Source organism: Bradyrhizobium sp. WSM2254 (genome assembly GCF_000472645.1).
In the GTDB taxonomy this organism is placed as follows: domain Bacteria; phylum Pseudomonadota; class Alphaproteobacteria; order Rhizobiales; family Xanthobacteraceae; genus Bradyrhizobium; species Bradyrhizobium niftali.
On sequence record NZ_AXAB01000001.1, the window covers coordinates 246,550 to 272,514 of the forward strand.

Consider the following 25,965-nt stretch of genomic DNA (forward strand, 5'->3'; position numbering starts at 1 on the left):
TCACGGCAGTTCGGTCGCAGGAAGGGTGATGGTGAAGGTCGAGCCCTTGCCGGGGCCGTCGCTTTCGGCGGTCACCTCGCCGCCATGCATGTCGATAATACGCTTCACGATGGAAAGCCCAAGCCCCGTCGAGCTCTCGCCGGCGGTCGGTTTTGCCGACAGCCGCTGGAACCGGCCGAACAGGCGGCCGAGATCCTCCGGCGACAGGCCGGCGCCCTCGTCGCTGACGCGGACCATGGTGTCGCTCCCCTCGTGGGTGACGGCCACGCTGATCCTCCCGCCGATCGGCGAGTATTTGATGGCGTTGCTGATGAGGTTGTCGATCGCCTCGCGGATGCGGTCGGTGTCGCACATGGTGACGATGTTGGACGGCGCGGCGACGCTGATTGCCTGCTGCTTGTTGACGGCGAGCGGATGGTTGGCGTCGGCGACCTCCTTGACCAGGGCGGCGACGTCGACCGGCTCGCGGCGAATGGTGATGTCGAAGGCATCGGCCATCGCGTCCGAGATCAGATGGTCGACCATCGTGGTCAGGCGCTTGGTGGCGTCGCGGATGTGATCGACCTGGGCGACCACGCCGCTGGACGAGGCGCCGGTCGAGATCAGCTCCTTCAGCATCTCGGTGCGGCCGAGGATGACGCCGAGCGGATTCTTCAGATCGTGCGCGACGGTCCCCAGAATCTCGTTCTTGAAGCCGTTGGCGCGCTGCAGCCGCAGCCATTGCGCCGAGAGGCGGCGGTTGGCCTGCATCAGGGCGCGGGTGCGCTGGGCGACGCGGTCTTCCAGCTGCGTGTTGGCGTCCTGGAGCTGCTGATAGAGGATGACGTTGTCGAAGGCGATCGAGAGCCGGCTGGAGAAGATCTCGACCAGCGAGCGGTCGGTCTCGGACAGCTCGCGCTCGGCCTGGAGCAGTACCACGACCTCGCGGCCGCTTCCGGTGCGCAGATAGATCACGCTGCGGTGGTCGGCGAATTCGTTCTTGCGGCGCTGGAAGGCGGCCTCCACCATCTCGCGCAGATCGGGGTCGAGCGCCTTCGACGTCGTGGTGCCGATGAAGCGGCTGTAGCAGCCGCTGCCGGCGAGCACCGAAAGCTCGGGGTCGATGCCGCCATTGTCGCGCAGGACCAGTATGCCGGCGCAATCGACATTGAGCAGGGAGGCGAGCTGGGTCAGTACGCCCTCGGCGAGCCGCTGCATCGACTTGAAGTCGTACAGCGTCGAGGCCGCGTCGATGATGATCTCGAGCCCGCGGCGCGTCTGCACCATGCGCTCGAGCTGCTGATAGGAGCGCAGCGCCGCGGTCAGCGAGGTGAACAGCTTGTCGGCGGTGAGCTCGGTCTTGGCCTTGTAGTCGTTGATGTCGTACTGCACGATCACGCGCCGCTCGGGCGCCTGGCCGGGCTGGCCGGTGCGCAGGATGATGCGCACGGTCTCGTTCCTGATCTCGTTGCGGATGAACTCGACCAGCTCGAGGCCGGCGACGTCGGTCTCCATGATGACGTCGAGCAGCACCGCGGCGATGTCGCTGTGCGCGGCCATCAGCTTGCGACCTTCGGCCGCGGAATAGGCGGAGAGGATCTCCAGGCCCTGGCCGTTGAGGCTGTAATCGGACAGCGCGAAGCGGGTGCCGTCATGCACGGCCGGATCGTCGTCGATGACGGCGATCTTCCATTTCCGGGCGTCCGTGTCCTCCGACGCGGTACCGGTGTCGTCGATCAGGTGGAGGACATCGTCCTGTTCGGCCATTGAGAAGTCCCGTCAGTCTCTGTGCTTTGCGCGCCGCCCTTGGCGACCCGGGGCATGATAATGCGAAAAGTGGTGCCTTGTCCCAGCTTGGATTCCAGCATCATCCGTCCGCCGAGCTGCTGGGTGACGAGGTTATAGACGATATGGAGGCCAAGTCCCGTACCACCTTCATTGCGCCGGGTGGTAAAGAATGGGTCAAAGGCCTGGCGCTGCACGTCCGGGGTCATGCCGGCCCCGTCATCGGTGAAGATGATCTCGATATCGTCGGTCCCGCGCGGCCGCGCCGAGATCGTGATCGTGCCGGCGCGCCCGTCGGCGAAGGCGTGGTTGGCTGCGTTAAGGAAGAGATTGGTCAGGATCTGGCCGTAGGAGCCGGGATAGCCGTCGAGCAGCAGCCCCTCGGGCACGTCGACCTGGAGCGTGATCGGCGAGCGCTTCAGCACCGGGCGCAGGCTGGCGATGATCTGGTCGGTGGCTTCGCTCAAGCTGAACTGCCGCCGCTCGGCATGCGAGCGGTCCACCGCGACCTGCTTGAACGACTGGATCAGCTCGCCGGCGCGCTGGAGGTTGGCGACCAGCTGCTGCGAGGCATCGCGCGAGGCCTGCACGAACTCCTCGAGCTGCGAGCGGCGCAGGCCGCCCTCGCCCTTGAGCTGGGCCTCGAAGATATCGCTGCGCCGGGCAAAGCTGGACGCGACGGTGAGGCTGATACCGATCGGGTTGTTGACCTCGTGCGCGACGCCGGCGACGAGGCCGCCGAGCGCTGCGAGCCGCTCGGCGTCGATCAGATTCTGCTGTGCGGCGTTGAGCTCGAGCAGCGCGCTCTCGGCCTTTTCCTTGGAGGCACGCAGCTCGTCCTCGGTCTCGCGCTTCGCGATCGCGTTCTCGCGGAACACCTCGACCGCGCGCGCCATGGCTCCGACCTCGTCTCGCGCGCGCGTGCCCTGCACCTCGCGGTCGAGGTCGCCGAGCATGATCGCGCGCATCGCCGTCATGATCTGCTGCAGCGGCAGGCGGATCGACAATGCGATCAGCACGCCGGCGGTGAGGATGATGCCAAGGAAGATCACCGCGATCGACAGCACGCGCCGTGAAATATCCGCCAGCGTGCGGTCGAACGTCTCCTGCGCCTTCTGCTCGCGCTGGCGCATCTTGGTGGAGAGGTCGTCGATGGCGCCGATCGCCTCGGCCTGGCTGGCGTCGATGGTGTTGCGCAGCAGCTCGGTGCGGTTCGTCAGCTGCTCGGAGAGTTTTGCAAAACCCTCGCGCAGCGCCATGGTGCGGGCCGCAAGCTTTTGCAGCGCCATCCGCTGAAGGTCGTTGTCGGCGAGGTCGATCATCACGGGGATGGTCTTCTCGATCGTCTCGGTGTTGCGGCGCGCGTCGTCGGCCGCGCCTGACGACAGCGACAGATAGTAGGAATTGGCCGCGACCAGCATCGCGGTGAAGGCCTCGCGCGACTTGCCGAGCGAGGGCCAGATCAGCGCGTCGCGATGGCCGGTGGCGCCTTCGATGATGGAATAGAGGCCCGCCATGTCCCTGGCCGGGCCCTGCACCTGGTCCTCATAGGTCTTGGCGATGGTGGCCTGGACGCTGCGCAGCTCGCCGAAGCCGTTGAGGAAGCGGTCGGTGGTGCGCTCCAGCTCCTCGACCGAGCCTGACAGCATCGGGTCCTTGGCTGCGCGGTTGGTCAGGGTGCCCAGCACCGCCTCGCGCAGCAGCAGGATCTCGGCGAACAGGTCCGGGCTCGGCTGGTTGATGTAGCGGTGAATCAGATTATGCAGCCGCCCGGTCTCGCTTTCGAGCAGCGCCAGGATCCGGTCGGATTCGCGCACCTGGCGAACGTCGTCCCAGGCCGAGCCCAGCACCTGCGATCCGTTCCAGATCAGCGCCACCAGCACCACCACCACGGCGGAGTTCAGCGCCGCGATCGACAGGATGCGCCAGCGGATCGGCACCGCGCGGAGCGCGCCGACCAGGCGCACGCGCAGCCGCCCGAGCGGGCCCGGCGGCCTGTCTGCGTGCTCGCTGTGTCCAGGCGCGGCCAAGAGGGCTCACTCCACCTTGCGAATGCGTTCGATCAGTGCGGCCGCCGCGGGATCGCGCCCGGCCTTGGCGTAGATCGCCGCCATCGCGTCCTCGAACGGCTTGCGGTCGATATCCCTGACGATACGGACGCCCGCTTCTTCGGCCTTGCGCTGCGACTGCTCCTCGAGGTCGCGCCACTTCTCGCGCATGAAGCGGCTGGAGCGCTGCGCGGCCTCCCTGAAGATGGTCTGGTCGTCCGCCGAGAGGCTGCGCCAGGCCTTGAGCGAGATCACCAGCACTTCGGGGCTCATCGTGTGCTCGGTGAGTGCGAGGTAGCCGGCATGTTTGTAATGGTCCGTCGTCACGAAAGATGGCCAGTTGTTTTCGGCGCCGTCGATCAGATGGTTGGCAAGCCCGGCGAGCACCTGCCCATAGGGCATCTCGACCGGCTCGGCGCCGAGCGAGCGAATCATCTCGCTCATCAACTCCGACTGCTGCACCCGGATCCGCAGGCCCCGGAGGTCTGCGACGTTCGTCACCGGGCGGACGCCGTTGTAGATCGACCGCGCGCCGGAATCGTAGAAGGCGAGCCCGACGAAACCGTAGGGCTCGAAGCTGTTCAGGATCTCGCTGCCGATCGGCCCGTCCAGCACCTTCTGCATGTGCTCGATGGACCGGAACAGGAACGGCATGGCGAGCACGTTCATCGCCGGAACGAAATTGCCGATCAGGGCCACATTGGTCCGGTTGAGGTCGATCGCGCCGGCCCGGGTCTGCTCGATGGTCTCCTTTTCCTCACCGAGCTGGCGGGAGTGGAACACCTTGATCTCGTGCCGGCCGCCGGTGCGCTCGGCGATCAGCGCGCCCATGTAGCGCAGCGCCTGGACGGTCGGGTAATTCTCGGTCTGGGTGTCGGCGGCGCGAAATTCGCGCGCAACGGCGCTCGTCGCGCAGATGGCGATCAAAAGCGCAACGAAACCCACCCCGGTCCGTGAGAGTTCGGCACGGTTCAACACTGGCACACTCAACCCCTCAGTGGTGGAGTCTATGGCAGGACCAAAAGGTTCAATGCAATCTAGCAGATGGTTGAGGGAAGGCCATCCCGCCCGGCCCCGCGGGGTGATTGTGCGGCGCGGCCGGCCCTCATTCCCGGTTGAAACTGGAAATGCCGCGCCGTAAGCAGGATAGGGTCGCCTTTTGCCGCGCGACATGGAAAGGGCCATCGTGATTTCAGCATTGCGCTGTTTGCAGGTCGTTGCCGCCGCCGCGGCCTTCACGTTCACCGCGCAGGCAAACGCCGCCACCGACATCGCGTGGTGGCACGCCATGTCCGGCGAGCTCGGCCGGCAACTGGAAAAGCTCGCCGCCGACTTCAACGCCTCGCAGTCCGATTACCGGATCGTGCCCGCTTACAAGGGCAATTACACCGAGACGGTGACGGCCGCGATCTTCGCCTTCCGCTCGCGCAGCCAGCCCGCGATCGTCCAGGTCAACGAGGTCGCCACCGCGACCATGACCGCTGCCAAGGGCGCGATCTATCCGGTGTTCAGCCTGATGCGGGACCAGGGCGAGCCGTTCTCGCTCAACGACTACCTTCCCGCCGTCTCCGGCTACTACACCGATGCGGCCGGCAATCTGCTGTCGTTCCCGTTCAATTCGTCGACGCCGATCCTCTACTACAACAAGACCATGTTCCGTGACGCGGGCCTCGATCCGGAGACGCCGCCGAAGACCTGGCCCGAGCTTGGCGCGATCGCAAAGCGCCTGCGCGACCGTGGCGCTCCTTGCGGCTTCACCACGTCCTGGCCGTCCTGGATCCACATCGAGAATCTCTCGGCCTTCCACAATCTGCCGCTCGCGACCCGCACCAACGGTTTTGCCGGGCTCGATGCCGAGCTGACCATCAACAATCCGGTCGTCGTCAAGCACGTCGCCCAGCTGGCTGAGTGGCAGAAGACCAAGCTGTTCGACTATGGCGGCCGCGGCCAGTCGGCCGAGCCGCGCTTCCAGAGCGGCGAATGCGGCGTCTTCATCGGCTCCTCGGCGACGCGCGCCGACATCAAGGCGAATTCCAAATTCGAGATCGGCTACGGCATGATGCCGTACTGGCCGGAGGTGAAGGACGCGCCGCAGAACTCGATCATCGGCGGCGCCACGCTGTGGGTGCTGCGCGACCGGCCGCGCGCGGAATACAAGGGCGTGGCACGGTTCTTCGCCTATCTGTCGCAGCCCGGCGTGCAGGCCGCCTGGCACCAGAACACCGGATATCTGCCGATCACCCGCGCCGCCTACGAGCTGACGCGCGCGCAAGGCTTCTACGAGCGCAATCCGGGCTCGGCGATCTCGTTCGAGGAGATCACGCTGCATCAGCCGACGGAGAATTCGAAGGGCATCCGGCTCGGCTCCTTCGTGCTGATCCGCGGTGCGATCGAGGACGAGCTGGAGCAGGCCTTTGCCGGCCACAAGAGCGCGCAGGGAGCGCTGGATTCCGCGGTCGAGCGCGGCAACAAGCTGCTTCGCCAGTTCGAGCGCGCCAGCCCGGAGCGATAGAGCATGATCCGGAAAAGTGCGAAGCGGTTTTCCGGAAAGATCATGCTCAGGTAATAACCTGAAGCGCGACTACGATTCATCCCAATCTCATCGCGCTTTAGGCGCGGCGCTGTTCGCGCATTGGGCGTGACGTTCGCTGCACCCGCGAACGCAATCGACATCTTGCAACCGGAAGGACCGTGCGAATCTGCGGCGCAACGGGCCGCGGCTCCACGCTCTCGAAACAGTGACGCTCGTGTGAGCCACATCACTTGTGGCGCGGGCGCGCAGCGATAATCTTGAGGTTGTTTTACCTATCATTTTTTCGGAAAAGTTGTGATGGAGATCGTCTATGACTTGCTCATGTTGCATCATCCCGAATGACGTTCTGACCAAGCTCTCCCAGGACAAGAAGCTGTCCGCTGTGCTTCGCAAGCAGCTGGTCGACACCGTCCAGGTCAGTCATGAACTGCGCGAATTGCGGACACAGACGGCGAAATTGACCAACGTCGTGGCGGCGCGCGCCGCAGGTCTGGTCACGCTGGCCGCGGCGCCGTCGGTCACGGTCTACGACTGCAAGCACACGCAGACGCTCCCGGGGACGCCCGTGCCGAAGCCGAAGACGTCCTCCGACGGCTCCGTCAAGCGCACCTTCAACCAGACCACCAAGGTGGCCAAGTTCTACCAGCAGGTCTTCAACCGGAATTCGATCGACGATCACGGCATGACCATGATGTCGTCGGTGCATTTCGGCGAGAAGTACAACAACGCGATGTGGAACGGGTCGCAGATGATCTATGGCGACGGCGACGGCAGCATCTTCGTCGACTTCACCCGGGGCAACGACGTCATCGGCCACGAGCTGACCCATGGCGTCACCCAGCACAGCCTCCAGCTCGTCTATAGCGGCGATGCTGGCGGCCTGAACGAGAGCATCTCCGACTGTTTCGGCTCGATGTTCCGGCAGTGGGAGGCCAAGCAGGATGTCAAGAAGGCCGACTGGCTGATCGGGCGCGACATCATGGGGCCGGGGGCCAAGAAAAGGGGGTTCACCTGCCTGCGCGACATGGCCGATCCCGCCGCCAAGCACTGCCTGGCGCCGCAGCCGACCAAATATTCGCAAGTGACGCCCGGCATGGACCCGCATTACGCGAGCGGGCCGCCGAACCTCGCCTTCTACACGGCCTGCGCGACGCTTGGCGGATACAGTTGGGCCAAGATCGGGCAGGTGTGGTACCATTCGCTCACCGGTTTCGGGCCGATGCCGAACATGACGATGAAGACCTTCGCGGCGCGGACCCGGCAGGGTGCCCACACGTTGTATCCCGGCGATGTCGCGATCTTCGCCGCCGTCGATACCGGATGGAAGAAGGTCGGGCTATAAAGCGTGCGTTACGAAAGGAAGGAAGCGTGGATCGCTTGAAGATCGAGCGCGTCGGAGGGTTCGCCGGCTTCGGCGGCCCTCACCTTAGGAGTCGCGGTGAAGTGGCGTTGTCGGATCTGTCGGCCGCCGATCAGAAGACGGTGGAGCAGCTGTTTGCCGATCCGAAGAAGATCACTCCCGCGCATCCGGGCCAGGCCGACGCGTTCAGTTACCGGATCACGCGCGGTGCGCAGACGATCGAAGTCCCCGAGCATGCGGTCCCCTCGACCATCAGGAACAGCGTCAAGGATGTCCTGGAATAACACCGGGCGGAGCCGGGCGCTGTGATGGAGGAGACGCTGCCGCCGGATTCCGCCGGTGCTTGTTCAGCCGAGGCTTGTTCAGCCGGTACTTGGGGCATGTCCGCGTCGACGAGCCTCGAGGCCTACCGCGCCTTGCGCGCCGACCTGTCCCGATGGCTGCCGATCGCGCTCGACATCGCGCGCAGCCACGGCCTCGATGTCGGCTCGCCGCAGGTGTTTGTAACAGGCACCAATCTCGTGGTCGGCCTCGGTGCGCACCTGATCCTGAAGATTTTTCCGCCGCAGCTCCACGCGCAATTCATCTCCGAGCGCGGTTCGCTGACGCAGCTCGCAGGCCGGCTTCAGGTGCCGATTCCCGAGATCGTCGCAGAAGGCGCGCGCGACGGCTGGCCCTATCTCGTCATCACGCGCCTTGCCGGGACGCTCGGCTCGGAAGTGTGGCCGTCTTTGCCGGAAGACCAGAAGGAGCGCCTGCTGCGCCGGATCGGCGAGACCATCGCGTCCGTGCAGCGCGCGCCTCTTGGTCCTCTCGCAGCAATCGAGCCGCGCTGGGATGAGTTCATGCGCGCCCAGATGCAGGGCTGCCGCGCCAGGCACCAGCGACTCGGGCTTGCGCCCAAATTCCTTGGAGGCCTCGACGATCTCCTGCGCGATGCAGCCCGCCTCATTCCGATGGACGCACCGCCGGTGATCCTGACCGGCGAATACATCCCGGAGAACTTTCTGCTTGCCTGCAATGACGGGCAATGGTCGCTCGCCGGCCTGTTCGACTTCGGCGACGTGCGGGCGGGATGGCGCGACTACGACCTGCTCGGCCCCAGCGCCTTCATGGCGGCAGGCCGGCCCGGCCGGGTGCGCAGCCTGCTCGAAGGCTTCGGCTATGCGAAGCTGGATGCTGCGCTCAAGCGGCGCCTGATGGCTCTGATGCTGCTGCACCACGCCAGCGATCTCAACAGCCACATCTGCATCGAGGGCTGGCAGGACAAGGCGAAGGATCTCGTCGAGCTGCAGGAGTTGATCTGGGCGGAATAACCCACCGCCGCCGACCTCATCAAAGCTGTCGTCCTGGACAAGCGCAGCAGGCCTCCTCCAGGACGGCAGCGAGTGAGTTGCGACGAGGCTTACCCAGTAATCAGCGTCGTCCCGGCGAAGGCCGGGACCCATAGCCACAGGGGGCCGTTTGGCGAAGACTCACGGTTACGGATTCTTCCAGTTACGTTTTCTTCGCTGGTACTGTGACCTGAATCTTACCGATAGATCGCGCGGTATGGGTCCCGGCCTTCGCCGGGACGACGGCAATCGAACGGCGGCACGGTCGCCTACCAAATAAGCCGTGGCCTCGCGTAGCTCATTTCGTAAGCAAATGAGTCTCTTTGTATGCAATACCCAAGGTCCGCGCGTCAGCGCCGCGCCCCTCTCTCGTTCAGTTTCCAACATGATATCAATAGATTAACCGCGGAGTAAGCTTCCGTTAAGCTCTGGCACGAACCTTGCGAATCCAGTTCCAACCAGAAACTTTTGTGTTGGAGCGATTTCATGAAGCGCCGCGATTTCCTCAAGTCCGTTTCCGGATTGGCCGCTGGCGCGGCGCTTCCGGCCATGCCGCAGGTCGTCTCCTCGGCCAAGGCCGATGCGCGTTCGGAGACGCTGCTGATCGTCTCGGAGGGCGGCCCCAACAATCTCGACATCCATGGCGTCGGCACCAACGTGCCCGGCTATGAGGTGTCCTGGAATTGCTACGACCGGCTGATCAGCCACGAGATGAAGAGCGGCCCCGGCGGCGTGCCCTATTACGACCGCGACAAGTTCAAGGGCGAGCTCGCCGAGGACATGAAGATCGACGACATGTCGGTCACCTTCAAGCTGAAGAAGAACGCCAAATTCCACGACGGCGCGCCCGTCACCGCCAAGGACGTGAAGTGGTCGCTCGACCGCGCCGTCAGCGTCGGCGGCTTTCCGACCTTCCAGATGAGCGCGGGCTCGCTCACAAAACCCGAACAGTTCGTGGTGGTCGACGACGGCACCGTGCGCGTCGACTTCGCCAAGAAGGACAGGCTGACGATTCCCGACCTCGCCGTCATCGTGCCGTGCATCGTCAATTCCGAGCTGGTGAAGAAGAACGCCAGCGAGAAAGACCCGTGGGGTCTCGAGTATACGAAGCAGCAGACCGCGGGCTCCGGCGCCTACAAGGTGACGAAGTGGACCGCCGGCACCGAAGTGATCATGGAGCGCAACGAGGACTGGGTCGGCGGCCCGCTGCCGAAGATCAAGCGCGTGATCTGGCGCATGGTGCCGCAGGCCGGCAACCGCCGTGCGCTGCTGGAGCGCGGCGACGCCGACATCTCCTACGAGCTGCCGTTCAAGGATTTCCAGGAGATGAAGGCCAGCGGCAAGCTCAACGTGGTGTCGCTGCCGTTCTCCAACGGCATCCAGTATATCGGTATGAACGTCACCAAGCCGCCGTTCGACAACGTCAAGGTGCGGCAGGCGATCGCCTATGCGCTGCCCTACCAGAAGATCATGGATGCGGTGCTGTTCGGGCTCGGCAATCCCATGTTCGGCGCCGCCAAGGACAAGCCGACGGAAGTCGCCTGGCCGCAGCAGCACAAATACAACACCGACATGGAGAAGGCGAAGGCGTTGCTGGCCGAGGCCGGCTACGCCAACGGCTTCGAGACCACGATCTCCTTCGATCTCAACTTCGCCGGCGTCAACGAGCCGCTCTGCGTGCTGGTGCAGGAATCACTCGCGCAGCTCGGCATCAAGACCACCATCAACAAGGTGCCCGGCGCCAACTGGCGCACCGAATTGAACAAGAAGGAGATGCCGCTCTTCACCAACGTGTTCTCGGGCTGGCTCGATTACCCCGAGTACTTCTTCTACTGGTGCTATCACGGCAACAATTCCGTCTTCAACACCATGAGCTACAAGTCGGCGGAGATGGACAAGCTGATCGACGGCGCGCGCGTTGCGGCCGCGAGCGGCGATACCGCGACCTACGACACCGACGTGAAAGGCTTCGTCGATCTCGCCTACGCCGACGTCCCGCGCATCCCGCTGTACCAGCCCTTCGTCAACGTCGCGATGCAGAAGAACATCAGCGGTTACCAATACTGGTTCCACCGCCGCCTCGATTACCGCGCGATGGCGAAGGGGTGAGGCGTCATGCTGATCGTCGGCGACGCATCGGCATGTGTTGGCCTTCCAGACTCGAGTGAGGTGGCCACCGCCCTCTCATTCCCTCCCCCCTTGCGGGGGAGGGGCAGGGAGAGGGGTAGCCACAAACTCAGACCTCTCCCGGAGCCACCCCCCTCCCTAGCCCTCCCCCGCAAGGGGGGAGGGAACGCAGCGGCGAACGCCGCGCAAGTCTGCTCCCAATTGCCAAGCAGAAGGAGAGCGCTTCCATGCTGACCATGATCGGCAAGCGCCTGATGTTCGCGATCCCATCGCTCATCGGCGTCGTCATCGTCACCTTCCTGCTGACGCGCGCGCTGCCGGGCGATCCCGCCGCGTATTTCGCCGGTCCCGCGGCGACGAAGGAGGCCGTCGAGCAGATCCGCAAGAAGCTCGGTCTCGATAGGCCGCTGATCGAGCAGTTCTTCCGCTACACCAACGACCTCGCCCATGGCGATTTCGGCAACTCGCTCACCACAGGCCAGCCGGTCGCGGCCGAGATCCGCAACCGCCTGCCCGCTTCCGCTGAACTCACGCTGCTCGGCCTCATCGTCTCGATCGTCATCGCCATTCCGCTCGGCGTGCTGGCGGCAACGCGGCCGGGGTCATGGGTCGATCACCTCTGTCGGGTCACGACGACGGCCGGCGTGTCGCTGCCGGTGTTCTTCACCGGCCTCGTTCTCGTTTACGTCTTCTATTTCCGGCTCGGCTGGTCGCCGGCGCCGCTCGGCCGCCTCGATGTGTTCTACAGCGCGCCGCCGACGGTGACCGGCTTCTATCTGATCGACACGCTGATCGCGCGCGACTTCGAGGCGTTCCGCTCGGCGCTGAGCCAGCTCATCTTGCCGGCGACGACGCTTGCGATCTTCTCGCTGGCGCCGATCGCGCGCATGACCCGTGCCTCGATGCTCGCGGTGCTCGCCTCCGAGTTCGTTCGCACCGCGCGCGCCAGCGGGCTGTCGCCGGCAACCGTGATCGTCACCTACGCCTTCCGCAACGCGATGCTGCCTGTGATCACCACGCTGAGCATGGTGTTCTCGTTCCTGCTCGGTGCGAACGTGCTGGTGGAAAAAGTGTTCGCCTGGCCCGGCATCGGCTCCTACGCGGTGGAAGCGCTGATCTCGTCGGACTTCGCGCCGGTGCAGGGTTTCGTGCTGACCATGGCGGTCATGTACGTGCTGCTCAATCTCGTGATCGACATTTTGTACGGCGTGATCGATCCGCGCGTCAGGTTGGAGGGTTAGCGCATGATCCGGAAAAGTGGAGGCCGGTTTTCCGATCAGATCATGCGCAAAAGGAGAGTCACATGAGCTCCGTTGCGCCTGCTGCTGAACCCGTCGGCCCTGCGCGAACCTCGGGCCTCGTCGCGATTCTCGAACAGACCCGCTACGTTCTCGGCGAGAACAAGGTCACGGGCTTTGCCTTCGCGCTGCTGATCGTGATCCTCGCTGCCGCGATCTTCGGTCCCTATGTGGTGCCGTATGATCCGTTGGCGTCCGACACCGCCGCGTCGTTGAAGCCGCCGTCAGCGGCACACTGGTTCGGCACCGATCAATTGGGCCGCGACATCTTCAGCCGCGTCGTCGTGGCGACGCGGCTCGATACGTTCATCGCGGTCGCCTCCGTCGTGCTGGTGTTCCTGATGGGCGGCCTCGCCGGCATCGCCGCCGGTTATTTCGGCGGCTGGACCGATCGCATCGTCGGTCGCATCGCCGACACCATCATGGCTTTCCCGCTGTTCGTGCTGGCCATGGGCATCGTCGCAGCGCTCGGCAACACCGTGCAGAACATCATCCTGGCGACCGCCATCGTGAACTTCCCGCTTTATGCGCGCGTTGCGCGTGCCGAGGCGAACGTCCGCCGTAACGCCGGCTTCGTGCAGGCGGCTCGGCTATCGGGCAACGGCGAATTCCGCATCCTGCTGGTGCATATTCTCCCCAACATCATGCCGATCATGATCGTGCAGATGTCGCTGACCATGGGCTACGCCATCCTCAACGCCGCCGGCCTGTCCTTCATCGGCCTCGGCGTCCGCCCGCCGACCGCCGAATGGGGCATCATGGTCGCGGAAGGCGCCGGCTTCATGGTGTCAGGGGAATGGTGGATCGCGCTGTTCCCGGGCCTTGCTTTGATGATCGCCGTGTTCTGCTTCAACCTCCTCGGCGACGGCCTGCGCGACATCGTCGACCCGCAGCGGAGGACGTGATGGCTGCTTTCCAGCGCGAGAGAGCCGGGCCCGCCCCAGCTGCAAATGTCCGGCCGAAATTCGTCAATGAAATCAACCTCGTTCTACTGTGCATGGGGTTGTTTTCGCCATTTTTGATCGGGAGGCCCTCATGACCGCCCAGCCCCTGCTCGACGTCCAGGACCTCACGGTCGAATTCACCACCCGCCGCGGCATCGTGAAAGCGGTGCAGCACGTCAACATCTCCGTCGCCAAGGGCGAGACACTCGCCATCGTCGGCGAGTCCGGCTCCGGCAAGTCGGTGACGTCATACGCGGTGATGCGCATCCTCGACCGGGCGGGGCGGATCGCCGAGGGCTCGGTGATGTTCTCGGGTATCGACGTGAAGGCGGCATCGGAAGACCAGATGCGCGATCTGCGCGGCCGCGAAGTGTCGATGATCTTCCAGAACCCGCGCGCGGCGCTGAACCCGATCCGCAAGGTCGGCGACCAGATCGAGGACGTGCTGCGCACCCATGTGCAGCAGGCCCAGGTCGCTGATCACGGCGAAAAGGCGATCGAGGCGCTGGAGCAGGTCAAGATCGCCCGTCCGCGCGAACGCTACCACGCCTATCCGTTCGAACTGTCCGGCGGCATGTGCCAGCGCGTCGTCATCGCGCTTGCGCTGGCCTGCAATCCGCAGCTGCTGATCGCGGACGAGCCGACCACCGGCCTCGACGTCACCACGCAGAAGGCGGTGATGGACCTGATCGTCGAGCTGACCAAGCGCCGCGCGATGTCGACCATCCTGATCACCCACGATCTCGGTCTCGCGGCGGCCTATTGCGACCGCGTCGTGGTGATGGAGAAGGGCCGGGTGGTCGAGACCGCGAAAGCCGCCGACATCTTCGCCAATCCGCAGCATCCCTACACCAAGAAGCTGATGCGCGCGACGCCGCGGCTCGGCGTGAGCTTGCGGGATCTGCTGCCGGAGGAGGAGGGGGCATCCCAATCCGCATCCGTCATGGCCGGGCCTGACCCGGCCATCCATCACGCTTCGCAAGACTCGTCCCAATCGATGGACCCCCGGGTCAAGCCCGGGGGTGACGAGACTTCAAAGCCCCTCCTCCTCATCGAAAAGCTGGTCAAGGAATATCCCCGCCAGGGCGCCACTGCCGTGCTCGGGAAACTGTTCGGCCGCAAGCCGGCGCCGGAGCCGGATGTGTTCCGCGCCGTTGACGGCATCAGCTTCTCCATCGGCCATGGCGAGAGCGTCGGCCTCGTCGGCGAATCCGGCTGCGGCAAATCGACCACCTCGATGATGGTGATGCGCCTCCTGGACCAGACCTCCGGCCTGATCCAGTTCGACGGCGAGGACATCGGCGGCATCGCGCCGGCCTCGTTTGCCCGGCTGCCCCAGCGCAGCCGCATCCAGATGGTGTTCCAGGACCCGACCGACAGCCTCAACCCGCGCTTCACCGCCGCGCGCGCCATCGCCGACCCGATCATGCAGCTCGGCGACATCAGGGGCCGTGACGCGCTCCGCGCCCGCTGCGAGGAACTGGCGACCATGGTCGGCCTGCCGCATAATCTGCTGGATCGGTTTCCGCACCAATTGTCCGGGGGGCAGAAGGCCCGCGTCGGCATCGCCCGTGCCATTGCCCTGCATCCGAAACTCGTCATCCTCGACGAGCCGACCGCTGCGCTCGACGTCTCGGTCCAGGCCGTGGTCCTCAACCTGCTCCAGGACCTCAAGGCGCGGCTAGGTATGAGCTATCTGTTCGTCTCGCATGATTTGAACGTAGTGCGCTTGTTGTGCGATCGTGTCATTGTGATGCGGACGGGTCGAATCGTCGAGGAAGGCCCTTCCGAGAGGGTTTTGAGCGATCCGCAGGACGACTACACCAAGGAGCTGCTGACGGCGATCCCGCATCCGCCGTTGCCGGTACACTGATTGTTTGGGAGCGTGATGGCCGAGCCGCTGGACGATTATATCGACGCCGTATCGAAAGCGCTGGCATTGCCGATCGAGGAGGCCTGGAGGCCGGCGGTTCGCGCCAATCTCGAAGTGTCGCTGCGGCTCGGCCGCCTCGTTGACGAATTCGCGCTGCCGGACGAGACCGAGCCGGCGCCGATCTTCACCGTCTGACGCCGCCATGACCACCAAGCCAGAGATAAGTGCTGCCGACATCGCCAAAGCGGTGGCTGGCGGCAAGATGTCCGCCCTCGCTGCCACCGAAGCCGCGCTTGCGCGCATCAAGCAGCACGACACCATCCTCAACTCCTTCACCGACGTCACTGCCGATCGCGCTCGCGCCAAGGCGCGTGCGATCGATGCCGACATTGCCGCGGGCAAGACGGTTGGTCCGCTCGCAGGTGTCCCCTTCGCGGTGAAGAACCTGTTCGACGTTGCCGGCTTGCCGACGCGTGCCGGCTCGAAGATCAACCGCGATCTCGCACCCGCCAAGCGCGACGCCACCTTGATCGAGCGCATGGAAGCCGCCGGTGCCGTGCTGGTCGGCGCGCTCAACATGGGCGAATACGCTTACGATTTCACTGGCGAGAACGTCCACGACGGTCCCTCGCGCAATCCGCACGACACGACGCGGATGAGCGGCGGCTCGTCCGGCGGTTCGGGGAGCGCCGTCGGCGGCGCGCTGGTGCCGATCGCGCTGGGCTCGGACACCAACGGCTCGATTCGCGTGCCGTCCTCCTTCTGCGGCATTTTTGGCTTGAAGCCGACCTATGGCCGGCTGTCGCGCGCGCGGTCGTTTCCGTTCGTCGCGAGCTTCGATCATCTCGGTCCGTTCGCGCGCTCCGTCACCGATCTCGCGCTCGCCTACGACGCGATGCAGGGGCCGGATGCCGACGATGCCGCCTGCACCACACGCGGTCTGGAGCCGACGGTGCCGCTGCTCGCCAATCCGGTTTCGGACCTGCGCATCGCGATCGCCGGCGGCTACTTCCAGAAGAACGTGTTTCCCGAGGCGGTCGAAGCCGTGAGCCGCGTCGCCAAGGCGCTCGGCACGACGCAAATCGTCGATGTGCCCGAAGCCGCGCGTGCCCGCGCGGCGGCTTACGTCATCTCCACCACGGAGGGCGCCTCGCTGCATCTCGATCGCCTGCGCAAGCGTCCGAACGATTTCGATCCCGCCGTGCGCGACCGGCTGATCGCGGGCGCCATGGTGCCCGCGCCGCTGGTCGATCGCGCGCAGAAATTCCGCCGCTGGTATCGCGCGCAGTTTTCCGAGATCTTCAGGTCGGTCGACGTGCTGCTCGCACCGGCAACGCCCTGCACCGCGCCGAAGCTGGGACAGGTGAATTTCAAGCTCGACGGCGTCGAATTGCCGGTGCGCGCCAATATCGGCATCCACACCCAGCCGATCTCCTTCATCGGGCTGCCCGTCGTTGCCGTGCCGGTTCCGCTCGAGCCGCTGCCGATCGGCGTGCAGATCGTCGCCGCGCCCTGGCGCGAGGACATCGCGCTGCGCGTCGCGCATGCATTGGAACGGATGGGCGTCGTATCCGCGCCATCGCCGAGAGGACTTTGAGATGGAGATCGACCTCCCCGACGTGATCGCGGAAGTGAAAGCCGCGTTCGATCGCTATGAGCAGGCCCTCGTCACCAACGATGTCGCCGTGCTCGGCGAGCTGTTCCGCAACGATCCCCGCACGCTGCGCTACGGCATCGGCGAGAACCTCTACGGCTATGAGGCGATCTCCGGCTTCCGCGCCGGCCGCTCGCCGGTCGGCCTCAACCGTCGCACCGCGAAGACCGTCATCAGCAGCTATGGCCGCGACACGGCCGTGGCCTCCACCCTGTTCTATCGCGACACGGCGCCCGGCAAGGTCGGCCGGCAGATGCAGACCTGGATTCGCTTCCCGGAGGGCTGGCGCGTCGTCGCCGCCCATGTCAGCATCATCGACGAGTCGAAAGAGACCTGATCGAATGACGCTTGACGATCTTCCGCAGGGAACACTGCCGGCCGAGCCGGTGGTGCCGCGCGTCGACCGGGCACTGCCGTCGCTGCAGAAGGTCACGCGCGCCGAGGAGCTGCGTCTTCAGCTTGCCGACGAGATCGTGCGCGGAGCCCTGGCCCCCGGCGCGCCGCTGGACGAGACCGACATCGCGCGACGTTTCAACGTCTCGCGCACGCCGGTGCGCGAGGCGCTGCGCCAGCTGGTGGCGAGCGGCCTCGTCGAGGCACGGCCTCATCGCGGCGCGGTGGTGGCGCAGCCGTCGATCGAACGGCTGAAGAGCATGTTCGAGGCGATGGCGGAGCTGGAGGCGCTGTGCGCCGGCCTTGCCGCCGAGCGCATGTCCGCCGCCGAGCGCCACGGCCTGGAGGCCATCCACGAAGAGCTGCGTGTCCTCAGCTATACCGGCAATCCCGATCGCTTCCACGAGGTCAACGAGCGCTTCCACAACGCGATCTATGCCGGCTCGCAGAACGGCTATATCGCCGAGATCACGCTGGCGACCCGCGTGCGCGTGCAGCCGTTCCGCCGCGCCCAGTTCCGCAACCTCGGCCGTCTCGCCAAATCGCAAGCCGAGCATGACCGCGTCGTCGTCGCCATCATGCGCGGCGACAAGCAGGGTGCCGCCGCCGCCATGCGCGCGCATATCGAGCTGGTGCGCGGGGAGTACGAGATCTACGCGGTGTCGGTGTAGGCGCGACTGCTAAAATTCCTGCGCGGCTCGCAATGTCCCTGCTACAAGCGACCAAATTATCCTGGCTTCCCAGAGGCACACAGCGATCTGGGCGAAAAATGACCAGCTCTTCGCCGATGGATATGCATTAGCGCTTCGTAGCACTCCGACGGTCGAAACAATGTTGTAAGGTATAATCAGGGTAAGAACGCTCAGAAGCCGCCATGGCTGGACATGAACAAGCGGGCTGATCATCGAGCTAAGACCGACCGAGATCAGATATCCCAGCACGTAAAAAATCCAGAAGCTGACACGTAGCGAAAATTGTCCGCGCCAAAGACGTTGTAAGATGATCACCTGTTCGCCTTTCCGCGCATTCTGATCTGTTGCCAGAAACTGCAGAGAAAGAAAAGGCACGCTCGTGTTGTGCTCGCAGTGCCGTAGGGTGGGCAAAGGCGCAAAGCGCCGTGCCCACCATCTATTCTAGCTAATGGTAATGGTGGGCACGCTACGCTTTGCCCACCCTACGAGACCTTCGCTGTCGCAGCCTCCGCCATATACTTCCGCCAGCCGCCATAGGCGGTGATGTCTCGCGCTTCGCCCAGCACTGCTGGCTCGACGAGAAAGCCCTTCACGCTGCGGCCGTCGGCGAGCCTGATGGTGCCGATCGCCATCGGCGCCGGAATTGCGTTGACGAACTTGCCGAACGCAGCCGCAGACAGCGACCAGATTTCCAGCTCGATCGCCGCGCCCTTGCCGGTCTCGACGCGCAGCATGCCGGGTTTCGGCGGCGTGGTCGGAAGCGCATAGAGCTTGTAGTCCGCCGCCGTCCTGGTCGCCTCGACCAGCTTTCCGTTCAGCGCCTTCAACTCGCCGTTCAGTGCCATGCCGGACAGATGCGCGCCGACGACGGCGATCGGAATCTCGTCGATGCCGCCTGCAGCAGGCGGGGTGAGAGCAGGTTGCGCCACGCCCTTCGCGCCGACGCTCAGCTTGGTATCCGCATGGAACACGCGGCCGATGCTCGCAAGCAGCGCATCGCGTCCTGCCGGCGCCAGCAGCGTGATCCCGAACGGGACGCCGTCGGCGCGCATCGATGCCGGCACGGCAAGGCCGCAGAGGTCGAGCAGGTTCACGAAATTGGTATAGGTGCCGAGCCGGCTGTTGAGCTCGATCGGGTTGGCCAGCACCTGCGCGGTCGTATAGGCCGTCGGCGCCGTCGGCAGCACCAGCGCGTCGATATTGGCAAAGGTGCGCTCCGCGATCTTGCGCAGGCCCTGCAGGCGATAGAGCGCGGAGAAGGTGTCCGCCGCCGTCAGCCGCGCACCGGCGGCGGTGATCTCGCGCGTTACCGGATGGATCGAGTCGGGTGCAGAGGCGAGCAGATTCTTGATCACGAGATAGCGCTCGGCGACCCAGGGCCCTTCATAGAGCAGCCGCGCCGTCTCGTAGAACGGCTCGAGGTCGAATTCGACCAGCGTTGCGCCGAGCGCGGTCCAGCGCTTCAGCGCCTCGCCGTAAGCTGCTTCCGCCTTCCTGTCGCCGAAGAAGATCAGCTGCCCGTTGCGCGGCACGCCGAGGCGCAGGTTTGCGGGGAACGGCGTGAGCGCGCCGAGCGGCCGGTCGCGCGAGAACGGATCGGCCTGGTCAGGTCCCGCCATCACGGAGAGTGCGAGTGCGGCATCGTCCACCGTCAAGGCGAATACCGAGATGCAGTCGAGCGTGCGGCAGGCCGGCACGAGTCCCGCGGTCGAGATCATGCCGAGGCTCGGCTTCAGCCCGACGATGTTGTTGAGCATCGCCGGAACGCGCCCGCTGCCGGCCGTGTCGGTGCCGAGCGTCAGCGGCACCAGGCCGGCACCGACGGCGGTGGCCGATCCCGAGCTCGACCCGCCGGGAATCAGATCTTCGCGAATCGAATTTTTGGGAATGCCGTAGGGCGAGCGCACGCCGACGAGGCCGGTCGCGAACTGGTCGAGATTGGTCTTGCCGATGATGATGGCGCCGGCCGCGCGCAGGCGCTCCACCGCGGTCGAGTCATGGGTCGGTGTGTAGGAAAAGGCCGGGCAGGCTGCCGTGGTCGGAAATCCCAGCGCGTCGATATTGTCCTTCACCGCAACCGGGACGCCGTAGAGCGGCAGGCTGGCGGCATCCGCGCGCGCGGCAAGCTTTTCGGCCTCTGCGATTGCGTCCTTCTCGTCGCGCAGGCTGATGAAGACGGCGGGATCGTTGTGGTCGCGGATGCGCTGGTAGCTGCGCGCGAGCGTCTGTGCCGGCGTGTGCGTGCCCGCGCGATGCGCGGCCACAATCGCGGCGATCGTTTCAGGCTGCTCAGCCTCCATTTCAGCCCCCATGGCGACAAAACTCCGGCAACATGTCCTCACCCGGATCGAAGCAAGCGATGTGCCATTGTGTACAGAATCCGGGCAACGCGGTTGCTCCGGATATTATCGGGAGATCAGTAGGTTGGGGGATATTTCGGTAGCCGGGCGGGCGGTCGCGCCAACGCCTTGTTCCGGGCATTTGCGTAAATTTTGGGCAGGCTGGATCAGGTGAAGCCAGCGAGGATCTGGAGCAGTCGCTCCCGGTTCTCCTTGCCGATCTTCGCCTCGACATGGCGCTCGTGCTCGGCAGCGAGCCGTTTGAATTTCGCCAGCGCGGTCTCGCCCTGGGCGGTGAGATGCAGGGCGTGCGAGCGCCGGTCCGCCTTCGACTTGATCCGTTTCACGTATTTGCGCTGTTCGAGGCTGTCGAGCAGATGCACCAGCCGGGCGCGCTCGATGCCGAGGCGCTTGGCCACCGCCATCTGCGACAGGCCCGGATTGGCCCCGATCACCGTCAGCACCGAATATTGCGTCGGCCGGATGTCGACGTCGCCAAGCGTCTTGATGAAGTCCTGAAAGATCCAGATCTGGAAGCGACGCACCGCGTAACCGGCGTGCCCGACCAGTGCGTCGAGGCCGATCTCGTCCGCGTCGTTCGGCCGCGCCGCGCCGTTGCCGGCGCGTTTGCGTGGGGAAGTTTGGGCTACGGTGGCTGTCACGTCGCGTCTCCTGCCATGCATCCCTTGTAGCGTCTCGGACGGCCGTGCGGAAGATTGTTGTTGACGACAACAATTGTCGTGCCCAACATTATGGCCAAAGCAGCCCGGAACGAGGCTGCGGCTGATCCCGGTCCGGGCGGAGGAGGAAACACATGACAGCCGCCTTACGCGGTGACGCGTCAAGTCTGTTCGCAGCGCCAAAGACGATCGCCGAGTATCGCGCCGACGGCAGCATCGTGCTCCGCTCGCCGGAACCGTTGCGCGACAGTGCGCGCTGCATCGGCGACTGGCTGGAGCAATGGGCGCGGCAGACGCCCGATGCGATCTTCCTTGCCGAGCGCGGCAATGTCGAAGCGCCATGGACCACCGTCACCTATGCGCAGGCGTTGCGCCAGGTGCGTGGCGCGGCGTCGTGGATTCTGGCGCAAGGCCTCAGCGCCGAACGCCCGCTCGTGATCCTCTCCGACAACAGCATCGACCATGCGCTGCTCGCGCTTGCCGCGCAGCATGTCGGCGTGCCCTCCGCCGCGATCTCGCCGGCCTATTCGCTGATGTCCAGGGATTTCGACAAGCTCAAGAGCATGATCGCGCTGCTGGAGCCGGGCGCGATCTACGTCGCCGCGACGAAGCCGTTCGCGGCGGCGCTGGCCGCGATCAAGCCGCTGCACAAGGCGCAGGTCATCAGCGGCAACGGCGATGACGCCGACGCACTCGCCTTCAGCATCGTTGCGGCAACGCCCGAAATTGCCGACGTCGCCAAAGCCTTTGCCGCGGTGACGCCGGACACGATCGCAAAATTCCTGTTCACCTCCGGCTCGACCGGCACGCCGAAAGCGGTCATCAACACCCAGCGCATGCTGACCTCCAGCCAGCAGGCCAAGGCGCAGACCTGGACCTTCCTCGAACAGGCTGGCAGCGATCTCGTCATTCTCGATTGGCTGCCCTGGAGCCACACCTTCGGTGCCAACCACAATTTCAACCTCGTGCTGCGCAACGGCGGCTCGCTCTATATCGACGGCGGCAAGCCTGCGCCCGGTCTGTTTGCGACGTCGCTCGCCAACCTGAAAAGCGTGATGCCGACGGTCTATTTCAACGTGCCGCGCGGCTTCGACATGCTGATCGCGGCATTGCGCGGCGACGAAGCTTTGCGCCGCCGCTTCTTCAGCGAGGTGAAGTTCGCCTTCTATGCCGGCGCCGCGCTGCCGCAGAATCTCTGGGACGCGCTCGAACAACTGTCCATCCAGACGGTCGGCCGCCCGCTGCCGATGGTCTCGGCCTGGGGCTCGACGGAAACCTCGCCGCTGGCGACCGACTGCCATTTCCTCGCCGAGCGATCCGGCAATATCGGCGTGCCGATCCCCGGCACCGAGCTGAAGCTCGTTACGTCAGGCGACAAGTTGGAGGTGCGCGTGCGCGGCCCCAACGTCACGCCGGGTTACTGGAAGGCGCCCGAGCTGACCAGGCAGGCGTTTGACGACGAGGGCTTCTATCTCATCGGGGATGCAGTGAAGCTTGCTGATAGCGCGCGGCCGGAGCGCGGCCTGTTCTTCGACGGCCGTGTCGCGGAGGACTTCAAGCTCAATTCCGGCACCTGGGTCAGCGTCGGCACGCTGCGCCTCGCCGGCATCGCCGCGCTGGCGCCGCTCGCGCAGGATATCGTCGTCGCCGGTCACGGTGGCGACGAGGTGCGCTTCCTGGTATTCCCGAACATCGCGGCGTGCCGCACGCATGCCGGTTTGCCGGAGACGGCTGATGTGAATGATGTGCTGGCCCATGGCAAGGTCAGGGCCGCGATCGCAGAGGGCCTTGCAAAGCTGAAGCAGCACGGCGCCAATTCCTCCGGCCACGCCACGCGCGCCCTGCTGCTCGCCGAGCCGCCATCGGTGGACGGCGGCGAGATCACCGACAAGGGCTACATCAACCAGCGCGCCGTGCTGACGCGGCGTGCGGAGGCGGTGGCGCGGCTCAACGACGATGCATCGACCGAATGGATTGGCATCGGCTGAACCGTCCGCACTCGATCGTCTCGTGCCCCGGACGCAGCGCGTCACGAAGTGATGCTCTGCGTCGCGTCATACGGGACGATGCTTCGCATCGCCCGGATGCCGCACCGCGTCCGGGACACGGCTTGCCAACGAAAGAGAGCAAGTGTAATAGTTATAAGATATAATCAAATAAGGGAGGCCGCCGTGAGGTCTGGCTTGGTATCGGCAGTCACGCTGGCTGCGCTTCTGGGGTCGGCGGCACTGGTCCGCGCGGATGGCGAGGCCTGCTCGCCGGTCACATCAGCATCGCTTGCCATCTCCGGCATCGAGATCACGGGATCAAAGGCGCAGGACGCGGCCTCCGGCCTGCCCAAGCATTGCATCGTGACGGGGATCGCCAACCAGCGCACCGGTGCGGATGGAAAATCCTACGCCATCCAGTTTGAGCTCCGCCTGCCGGCGGAGTGGAACGGACGCTTCCTGCACCAAGTCAACGGCGGCAATGATGGCGTCGTGGTGCCTGCGCTCGGCGACAAGCCGGACGGCTTTGCCTCGGGCGGGACGGTGCCGTTGGCGCGCGGCTTTGCCGTGCTGTCGTCCGACAGCGGGCATTCCGGCTCCGATCCCGCGAACAAATCGCTCGGTCTGACTGCGGGCGCTGCCTTCGGTCTCGATCCGCAGGCGCGGCGCGACTATGGCTACGCGGCCGATATGACGTTGTCGCCCGTGGGCAAGGCGATCATCGCCCTGCATTACGGCCGCAAGCCGGATCGCTCCTACATGGCCGGCTGCTCGAACGGCGGACGCCACGCGATGGTCGCGGCCTCGCGCATGCCCGAGAACTATGATGGCTTCCTCGTCGGCAATCCCGGCTTCGATCTGCCGCGCGCGGCGATCCAGCATGCCTGGGACGTGCAGGCCTTTCTCAAGGCCGATCCCGATTTGCGCAAATCGATCACCAGGGAGGACGCGCAAGTCATCGCCTCCCGCATCACGGAGGCCTGCGATGCGCTCGACGGCGTCAAGGACGGCTTGACCGCCAATCTCGCGGCTTGTCAGAAGGCGTTCGATCTCAAGAGCCTTGCTTGCGCGCCAGGTCAGACCAATGCGTGCCTGCCGCAAGCCAAGGTGGACGCGCTGAAGACGAGCCTGGCCGGGCCGAAGAATTCGAAAGGCGAGGCGCTCTATTCCGACTGGCCGCTCGATGGCGGCATCGGCACCGGCAACTGGCGCGCCTGGAAGGTCGAGAGTCCGGTCGCGCCCTGGAACAACTATCCGATCATCGCAACCATGGGCGCGGCGTCGCTGAATTACATCTTCTCGACACCGCCGGTCGCGGTGGAGGGCAGCAGCGACAAGCTGATCGATGCCCTGAAGGCGTATGATTTCGACAAGGACGCGCCAAAAATCTTCGCCAAGGACGGCACATTCACCGAATCGGCCATGGACTTCATGACCCCGCCCGACGTCGATGATCCCAAGCTTGCGGGGTTGCAGAAGTCCGGCGGAAAGATGCTGATCTATCACGGCCAGGCCGACCCGGTGTTCTCGGTGAATGACAGCATCCGCTGGTACGATCGGCTGGACAAGAACCTGCAGGGACGTGCGGACGGCATCGCGCGTCTGTTCACCATCCCCGGCGAAACCCATTGCGGCGGTGGCGTCGCGCTCGACAAGTTCGATGCACTCAGCGCGCTGACCGATTGGGTGGAGATGGGCAAGGCGCCCGAGCGCATCATCGTCTCCGCCAATCCGGCGAACAAGGAAGTCCCGGCTTCGTGGAGCCCGAACCGCACGCGGCCGCTGTGTCCATACCCGTCTTATGCCGCCTATTCGGGGCAGGGCGATAGCGAGAACGCCGCGAATTTCGTTTGCAAGGCGCCGTAGTAACATCGCGGCCGCGAGCGCTACCGCACCCTCTCCCTTGTGGGAGAGGGTGGATTTGCGAAGCAAAGCCGGGTGAGGGGTTTCTTCCGCGCGTGAATCTCTCGCCTTTTTACTCGCGGACGCAAACCGCTCATCCGGCGCCATAGCCGATGCGAAGCATCGGCGTTCTAAGTGAACGGCGGCCGGAGGCCGCCTATGCCACCTTCTCCCACAAGGGGAGAAGGAAGAGTTGCACGCGGGAGAGAGGGAGAGGAATCACCTCTTCTCCACCACCGCCTTCGCGACGTCCGCAATCCCCCTTGCCATCGACACGAACTCGCTCGGCATCATCACCAGCGTCATGGTGTTCTGCTCGGCGCCGACTTCGGTGATCATCTGCATGCGGCGCAGCTCGAGGCCGGCCGGATTCTGCATGATCACTTCGGCGGCCTGACGCAGCTGCTCGGCGGCATCGAGCTCGGCCTCGGCCTTGATCAGGCGGGCGCGCTTTTCGCGCAACGCTTCCGCTTCCTGCGCCAGCGCGCGCTGCATGCTCGGAGGTATCTCGACGCTTTTCATCTGCACCAGCTCGACCTTCACGCCCCACGGTTCGGTGGTGGCGTCGATCGACTTCTGCATGACATCGGCAATGGTGTCCTGCGCCTTCAGGATCTCATCCAGCGTATGTTGGCCGAGCACCGCGCGCAGCGTCGTCAGCGAGACCTGCACGACCGCGTTCGAGACCGCCTTGACCTCGATCACGGCGAGCTCGGGATCGACGATGCGATACCAGACCACGGCATCGACCTTGATCGGCACGTTGTCGCGCGTGATGCCTTCCTGCTGCTCGACATTGGCGGTGATGGTGCGCAAATCGAGCTTGGTCTGCCATTCGATGATCGGCCAGACGAGATAGAGGCCGGGGCCGGCGGTGCGATTGAACTTGCCGAGCCGGAACACGACGCTGCGTTCATACTGATTGGTGACGCGGATGCTGCCGATAAAATACGCGATCGCCGCGACGGCAACGATGGTGAAATACGGATGCGCGGCGACAAACTCCATGACGAACATGGTTGCCTCCTGAAGCAAA

General features: G+C 65.0%; 20 protein-coding genes. 14 read left to right on the forward strand and 6 right to left on the reverse strand.

Going from position 1 to position 25,965, the window contains the following annotated elements; all coding sequences use genetic code 11:
• From A3M7_RS0101100 to A3M7_RS0101110, 3 genes are read right to left on the reverse strand one after another with little or no spacing between them, the layout of a single operon-like run.
• Nucleotides 1-1,746: a DUF3369 domain-containing protein gene (locus tag A3M7_RS0101100; protein WP_027542257.1), complete on the reverse strand. Its 1,746-nt coding sequence runs from the start codon at nt 1,744-1,746 to the stop codon at nt 1-3.
• On the reverse strand, nt 1,716-3,794 hold the full coding sequence (locus tag A3M7_RS0101105; protein WP_027542258.1) for a HAMP domain-containing sensor histidine kinase: 2,079 nt from the start codon (nt 3,792-3,794) through the stop codon (nt 1,716-1,718). Before A3M7_RS0101105 ends, A3M7_RS0101100 begins: the two co-directional genes overlap by 31 nt.
• 6 nt (nt 3,795-3,800) lie before the next feature.
• Nucleotides 3,801-4,796, reverse strand: a complete 996-nt coding sequence (locus A3M7_RS0101110; protein ID WP_025576603.1) for a TRAP transporter substrate-binding protein — start codon at nt 4,794-4,796, stop codon at nt 3,801-3,803.
• A gap of 187 nt (nt 4,797-4,983) precedes the next feature.
• On the opposite strand from A3M7_RS0101110, the gene ugpB reads away from it, so the two are divergent.
• From ugpB to A3M7_RS0101170, 12 genes are all read left to right on the forward strand, one after another.
• Nucleotides 4,984-6,324, forward strand: coding sequence for a sn-glycerol-3-phosphate ABC transporter substrate-binding protein UgpB (ugpB, locus tag A3M7_RS0101115; RefSeq protein ID WP_027542259.1), 1,341 nt, complete (start codon nt 4,984-4,986; stop codon nt 6,322-6,324).
• Between the two features lie 331 nt (nt 6,325-6,655).
• Complete coding sequence (locus A3M7_RS0101120) at nt 6,656-7,687, forward strand: M4 family metallopeptidase (RefSeq protein WP_027542260.1); 1,032 nt, start codon at nt 6,656-6,658, stop codon at nt 7,685-7,687.
• Nucleotides 7,688-7,713: 26 nt separating this feature from the next.
• Nucleotides 7,714-7,989 (forward strand): protealysin inhibitor emfourin, encoded by a 276-nt coding sequence (locus tag A3M7_RS0101125; RefSeq protein WP_156936803.1) that lies wholly within the window; start codon nt 7,714-7,716, stop codon nt 7,987-7,989.
• A gap of 96 nt (nt 7,990-8,085) precedes the next feature.
• Nucleotides 8,086-9,021, forward strand: a complete 936-nt coding sequence (locus tag A3M7_RS0101130; protein WP_027542262.1) for a phosphotransferase — start codon at nt 8,086-8,088, stop codon at nt 9,019-9,021.
• Nucleotides 9,022-9,525: 504 nt separating this feature from the next.
• Complete coding sequence (locus A3M7_RS0101135; protein WP_027542263.1) at nt 9,526-11,148, forward strand: ABC transporter substrate-binding protein; 1,623 nt, start codon at nt 9,526-9,528, stop codon at nt 11,146-11,148.
• A 245-nt stretch (nt 11,149-11,393) separates the two neighbouring features.
• Nucleotides 11,394-12,407, forward strand: coding sequence for an ABC transporter permease (locus tag A3M7_RS0101140; RefSeq protein WP_027542264.1), 1,014 nt, complete (start codon nt 11,394-11,396; stop codon nt 12,405-12,407).
• A gap of 62 nt (nt 12,408-12,469) precedes the next feature.
• Nucleotides 12,470-13,369: an ABC transporter permease gene (locus tag A3M7_RS0101145; RefSeq protein ID WP_027542265.1), complete on the forward strand. Its 900-nt coding sequence runs from the start codon at nt 12,470-12,472 to the stop codon at nt 13,367-13,369.
• Between the two features lie 130 nt (nt 13,370-13,499).
• Nucleotides 13,500-15,281, forward strand: coding sequence for an ABC transporter ATP-binding protein (locus A3M7_RS0101150; protein WP_027542266.1), 1,782 nt, complete (start codon nt 13,500-13,502; stop codon nt 15,279-15,281).
• 15 nt (nt 15,282-15,296) lie between these two features.
• Nucleotides 15,297-15,476 carry a DUF4089 domain-containing protein gene (locus tag A3M7_RS0101155; protein ID WP_008140250.1) on the forward strand — a complete coding sequence of 60 codons (180 nt, stop codon included), beginning with the start codon at nt 15,297-15,299 and terminating at the stop codon, nt 15,474-15,476.
• A gap of 7 nt (nt 15,477-15,483) precedes the next feature.
• A complete protein-coding gene (locus tag A3M7_RS0101160) occupies nt 15,484-16,878 on the forward strand; it encodes an AtzE family amidohydrolase (protein ID WP_027542267.1) in 1,395 nt (464 codons plus the stop codon).
• A gap of 1 nt (nt 16,879) precedes the next feature.
• Nucleotides 16,880-17,272: an oxalurate catabolism protein HpxZ gene (gene hpxZ / locus A3M7_RS0101165; RefSeq protein ID WP_025576623.1), complete on the forward strand. Its 393-nt coding sequence runs from the start codon at nt 16,880-16,882 to the stop codon at nt 17,270-17,272.
• Between the two features lie 4 nt (nt 17,273-17,276).
• The gene (locus tag A3M7_RS0101170; protein WP_025576621.1) at nt 17,277-17,999 is read left to right on the forward strand and encodes a GntR family transcriptional regulator; all 723 of its coding nucleotides are present in this window, start codon (nt 17,277-17,279) and stop codon (nt 17,997-17,999) included.
• Between the two features lie 503 nt (nt 18,000-18,502).
• Here the strand turns inward: A3M7_RS0101170 and atzF are convergent.
• Nucleotides 18,503-20,332 carry an allophanate hydrolase gene (atzF, locus tag A3M7_RS0101175; RefSeq protein WP_027542268.1) on the reverse strand — a complete coding sequence of 610 codons (1,830 nt, stop codon included), beginning with the start codon at nt 20,330-20,332 and terminating at the stop codon, nt 18,503-18,505.
• A gap of 194 nt (nt 20,333-20,526) precedes the next feature.
• Nucleotides 20,527-21,042 (reverse strand): MarR family winged helix-turn-helix transcriptional regulator, encoded by a 516-nt coding sequence (locus tag A3M7_RS0101180; RefSeq protein WP_084301467.1) that lies wholly within the window; start codon nt 21,040-21,042, stop codon nt 20,527-20,529.
• A 131-nt stretch (nt 21,043-21,173) separates the two neighbouring features.
• Here A3M7_RS0101180 and A3M7_RS0101185 point away from each other — a divergent pair, with 131 nt between their 5' ends.
• Both A3M7_RS0101185 and A3M7_RS0101190 read left to right on the forward strand, forming a co-directional pair.
• The gene (locus A3M7_RS0101185; RefSeq protein WP_027542270.1) at nt 21,174-23,027 is read left to right on the forward strand and encodes a feruloyl-CoA synthase; all 1,854 of its coding nucleotides are present in this window, start codon (nt 21,174-21,176) and stop codon (nt 23,025-23,027) included.
• A gap of 183 nt (nt 23,028-23,210) precedes the next feature.
• Complete coding sequence (locus A3M7_RS0101190; RefSeq protein WP_049823158.1) at nt 23,211-24,893, forward strand: tannase/feruloyl esterase family alpha/beta hydrolase; 1,683 nt, start codon at nt 23,211-23,213, stop codon at nt 24,891-24,893.
• Between the two features lie 255 nt (nt 24,894-25,148).
• Here the strand turns inward: A3M7_RS0101190 and A3M7_RS0101195 are convergent, their stop codons facing one another.
• Entirely contained in the window at nt 25,149-25,946 is a 798-nt protein-coding gene (locus A3M7_RS0101195; RefSeq protein ID WP_245284184.1) for a slipin family protein, read from the reverse strand.
• Nucleotides 25,947-25,965: the final 19 nt, after the last annotated feature.

Bases quoted from the DNA above. Each gene is read 5' to 3' on its own strand.
- A3M7_RS0101120 (WP_027542260.1), top strand. From the start codon at position 6,656: ATGACTTGCTCATGTTGCATCATCCCGAATGACGTTCTGACCAAGCTC.
- A3M7_RS0101185 (WP_027542270.1), top strand. From the start codon at position 21,174: ATGACAGCCGCCTTACGCGGTGACGCGTCAAGTCTGTTCGCAGCGCCA.
- A3M7_RS0101195 (WP_245284184.1), bottom strand. From the start codon at position 25,946: ATGTTCGTCATGGAGTTTGTCGCCGCGCATCCGTATTTCACCATCGTT.
- ugpB (WP_027542259.1), top strand. From the start codon at position 4,984: ATGGAAAGGGCCATCGTGATTTCAGCATTGCGCTGTTTGCAGGTCGTT.
- A3M7_RS0101170 (WP_025576621.1), top strand. From the start codon at position 17,277: ATGACGCTTGACGATCTTCCGCAGGGAACACTGCCGGCCGAGCCGGTG.
- A3M7_RS0101150 (WP_027542266.1), top strand. From the start codon at position 13,500: ATGACCGCCCAGCCCCTGCTCGACGTCCAGGACCTCACGGTCGAATTC.
- hpxZ (WP_025576623.1), top strand. From the start codon at position 16,880: ATGGAGATCGACCTCCCCGACGTGATCGCGGAAGTGAAAGCCGCGTTC.
- A3M7_RS0101100 (WP_027542257.1), bottom strand. From the start codon at position 1,746: ATGGCCGAACAGGACGATGTCCTCCACCTGATCGACGACACCGGTACC.
- A3M7_RS0101140 (WP_027542264.1), top strand. From the start codon at position 11,394: ATGCTGACCATGATCGGCAAGCGCCTGATGTTCGCGATCCCATCGCTC.
- A3M7_RS0101180 (WP_084301467.1), bottom strand. From the start codon at position 21,042: ATGCATGGCAGGAGACGCGACGTGACAGCCACCGTAGCCCAAACTTCC.
- A3M7_RS0101145 (WP_027542265.1), top strand. From the start codon at position 12,470: ATGAGCTCCGTTGCGCCTGCTGCTGAACCCGTCGGCCCTGCGCGAACC.
- A3M7_RS0101160 (WP_027542267.1), top strand. From the start codon at position 15,484: ATGACCACCAAGCCAGAGATAAGTGCTGCCGACATCGCCAAAGCGGTG.
- atzF (WP_027542268.1), bottom strand. From the start codon at position 20,332: ATGGGGGCTGAAATGGAGGCTGAGCAGCCTGAAACGATCGCCGCGATT.
- A3M7_RS0101135 (WP_027542263.1), top strand. From the start codon at position 9,526: ATGAAGCGCCGCGATTTCCTCAAGTCCGTTTCCGGATTGGCCGCTGGC.
- A3M7_RS0101130 (WP_027542262.1), top strand. From the start codon at position 8,086: ATGTCCGCGTCGACGAGCCTCGAGGCCTACCGCGCCTTGCGCGCCGAC.
- A3M7_RS0101155 (WP_008140250.1), top strand. From the start codon at position 15,297: ATGGCCGAGCCGCTGGACGATTATATCGACGCCGTATCGAAAGCGCTG.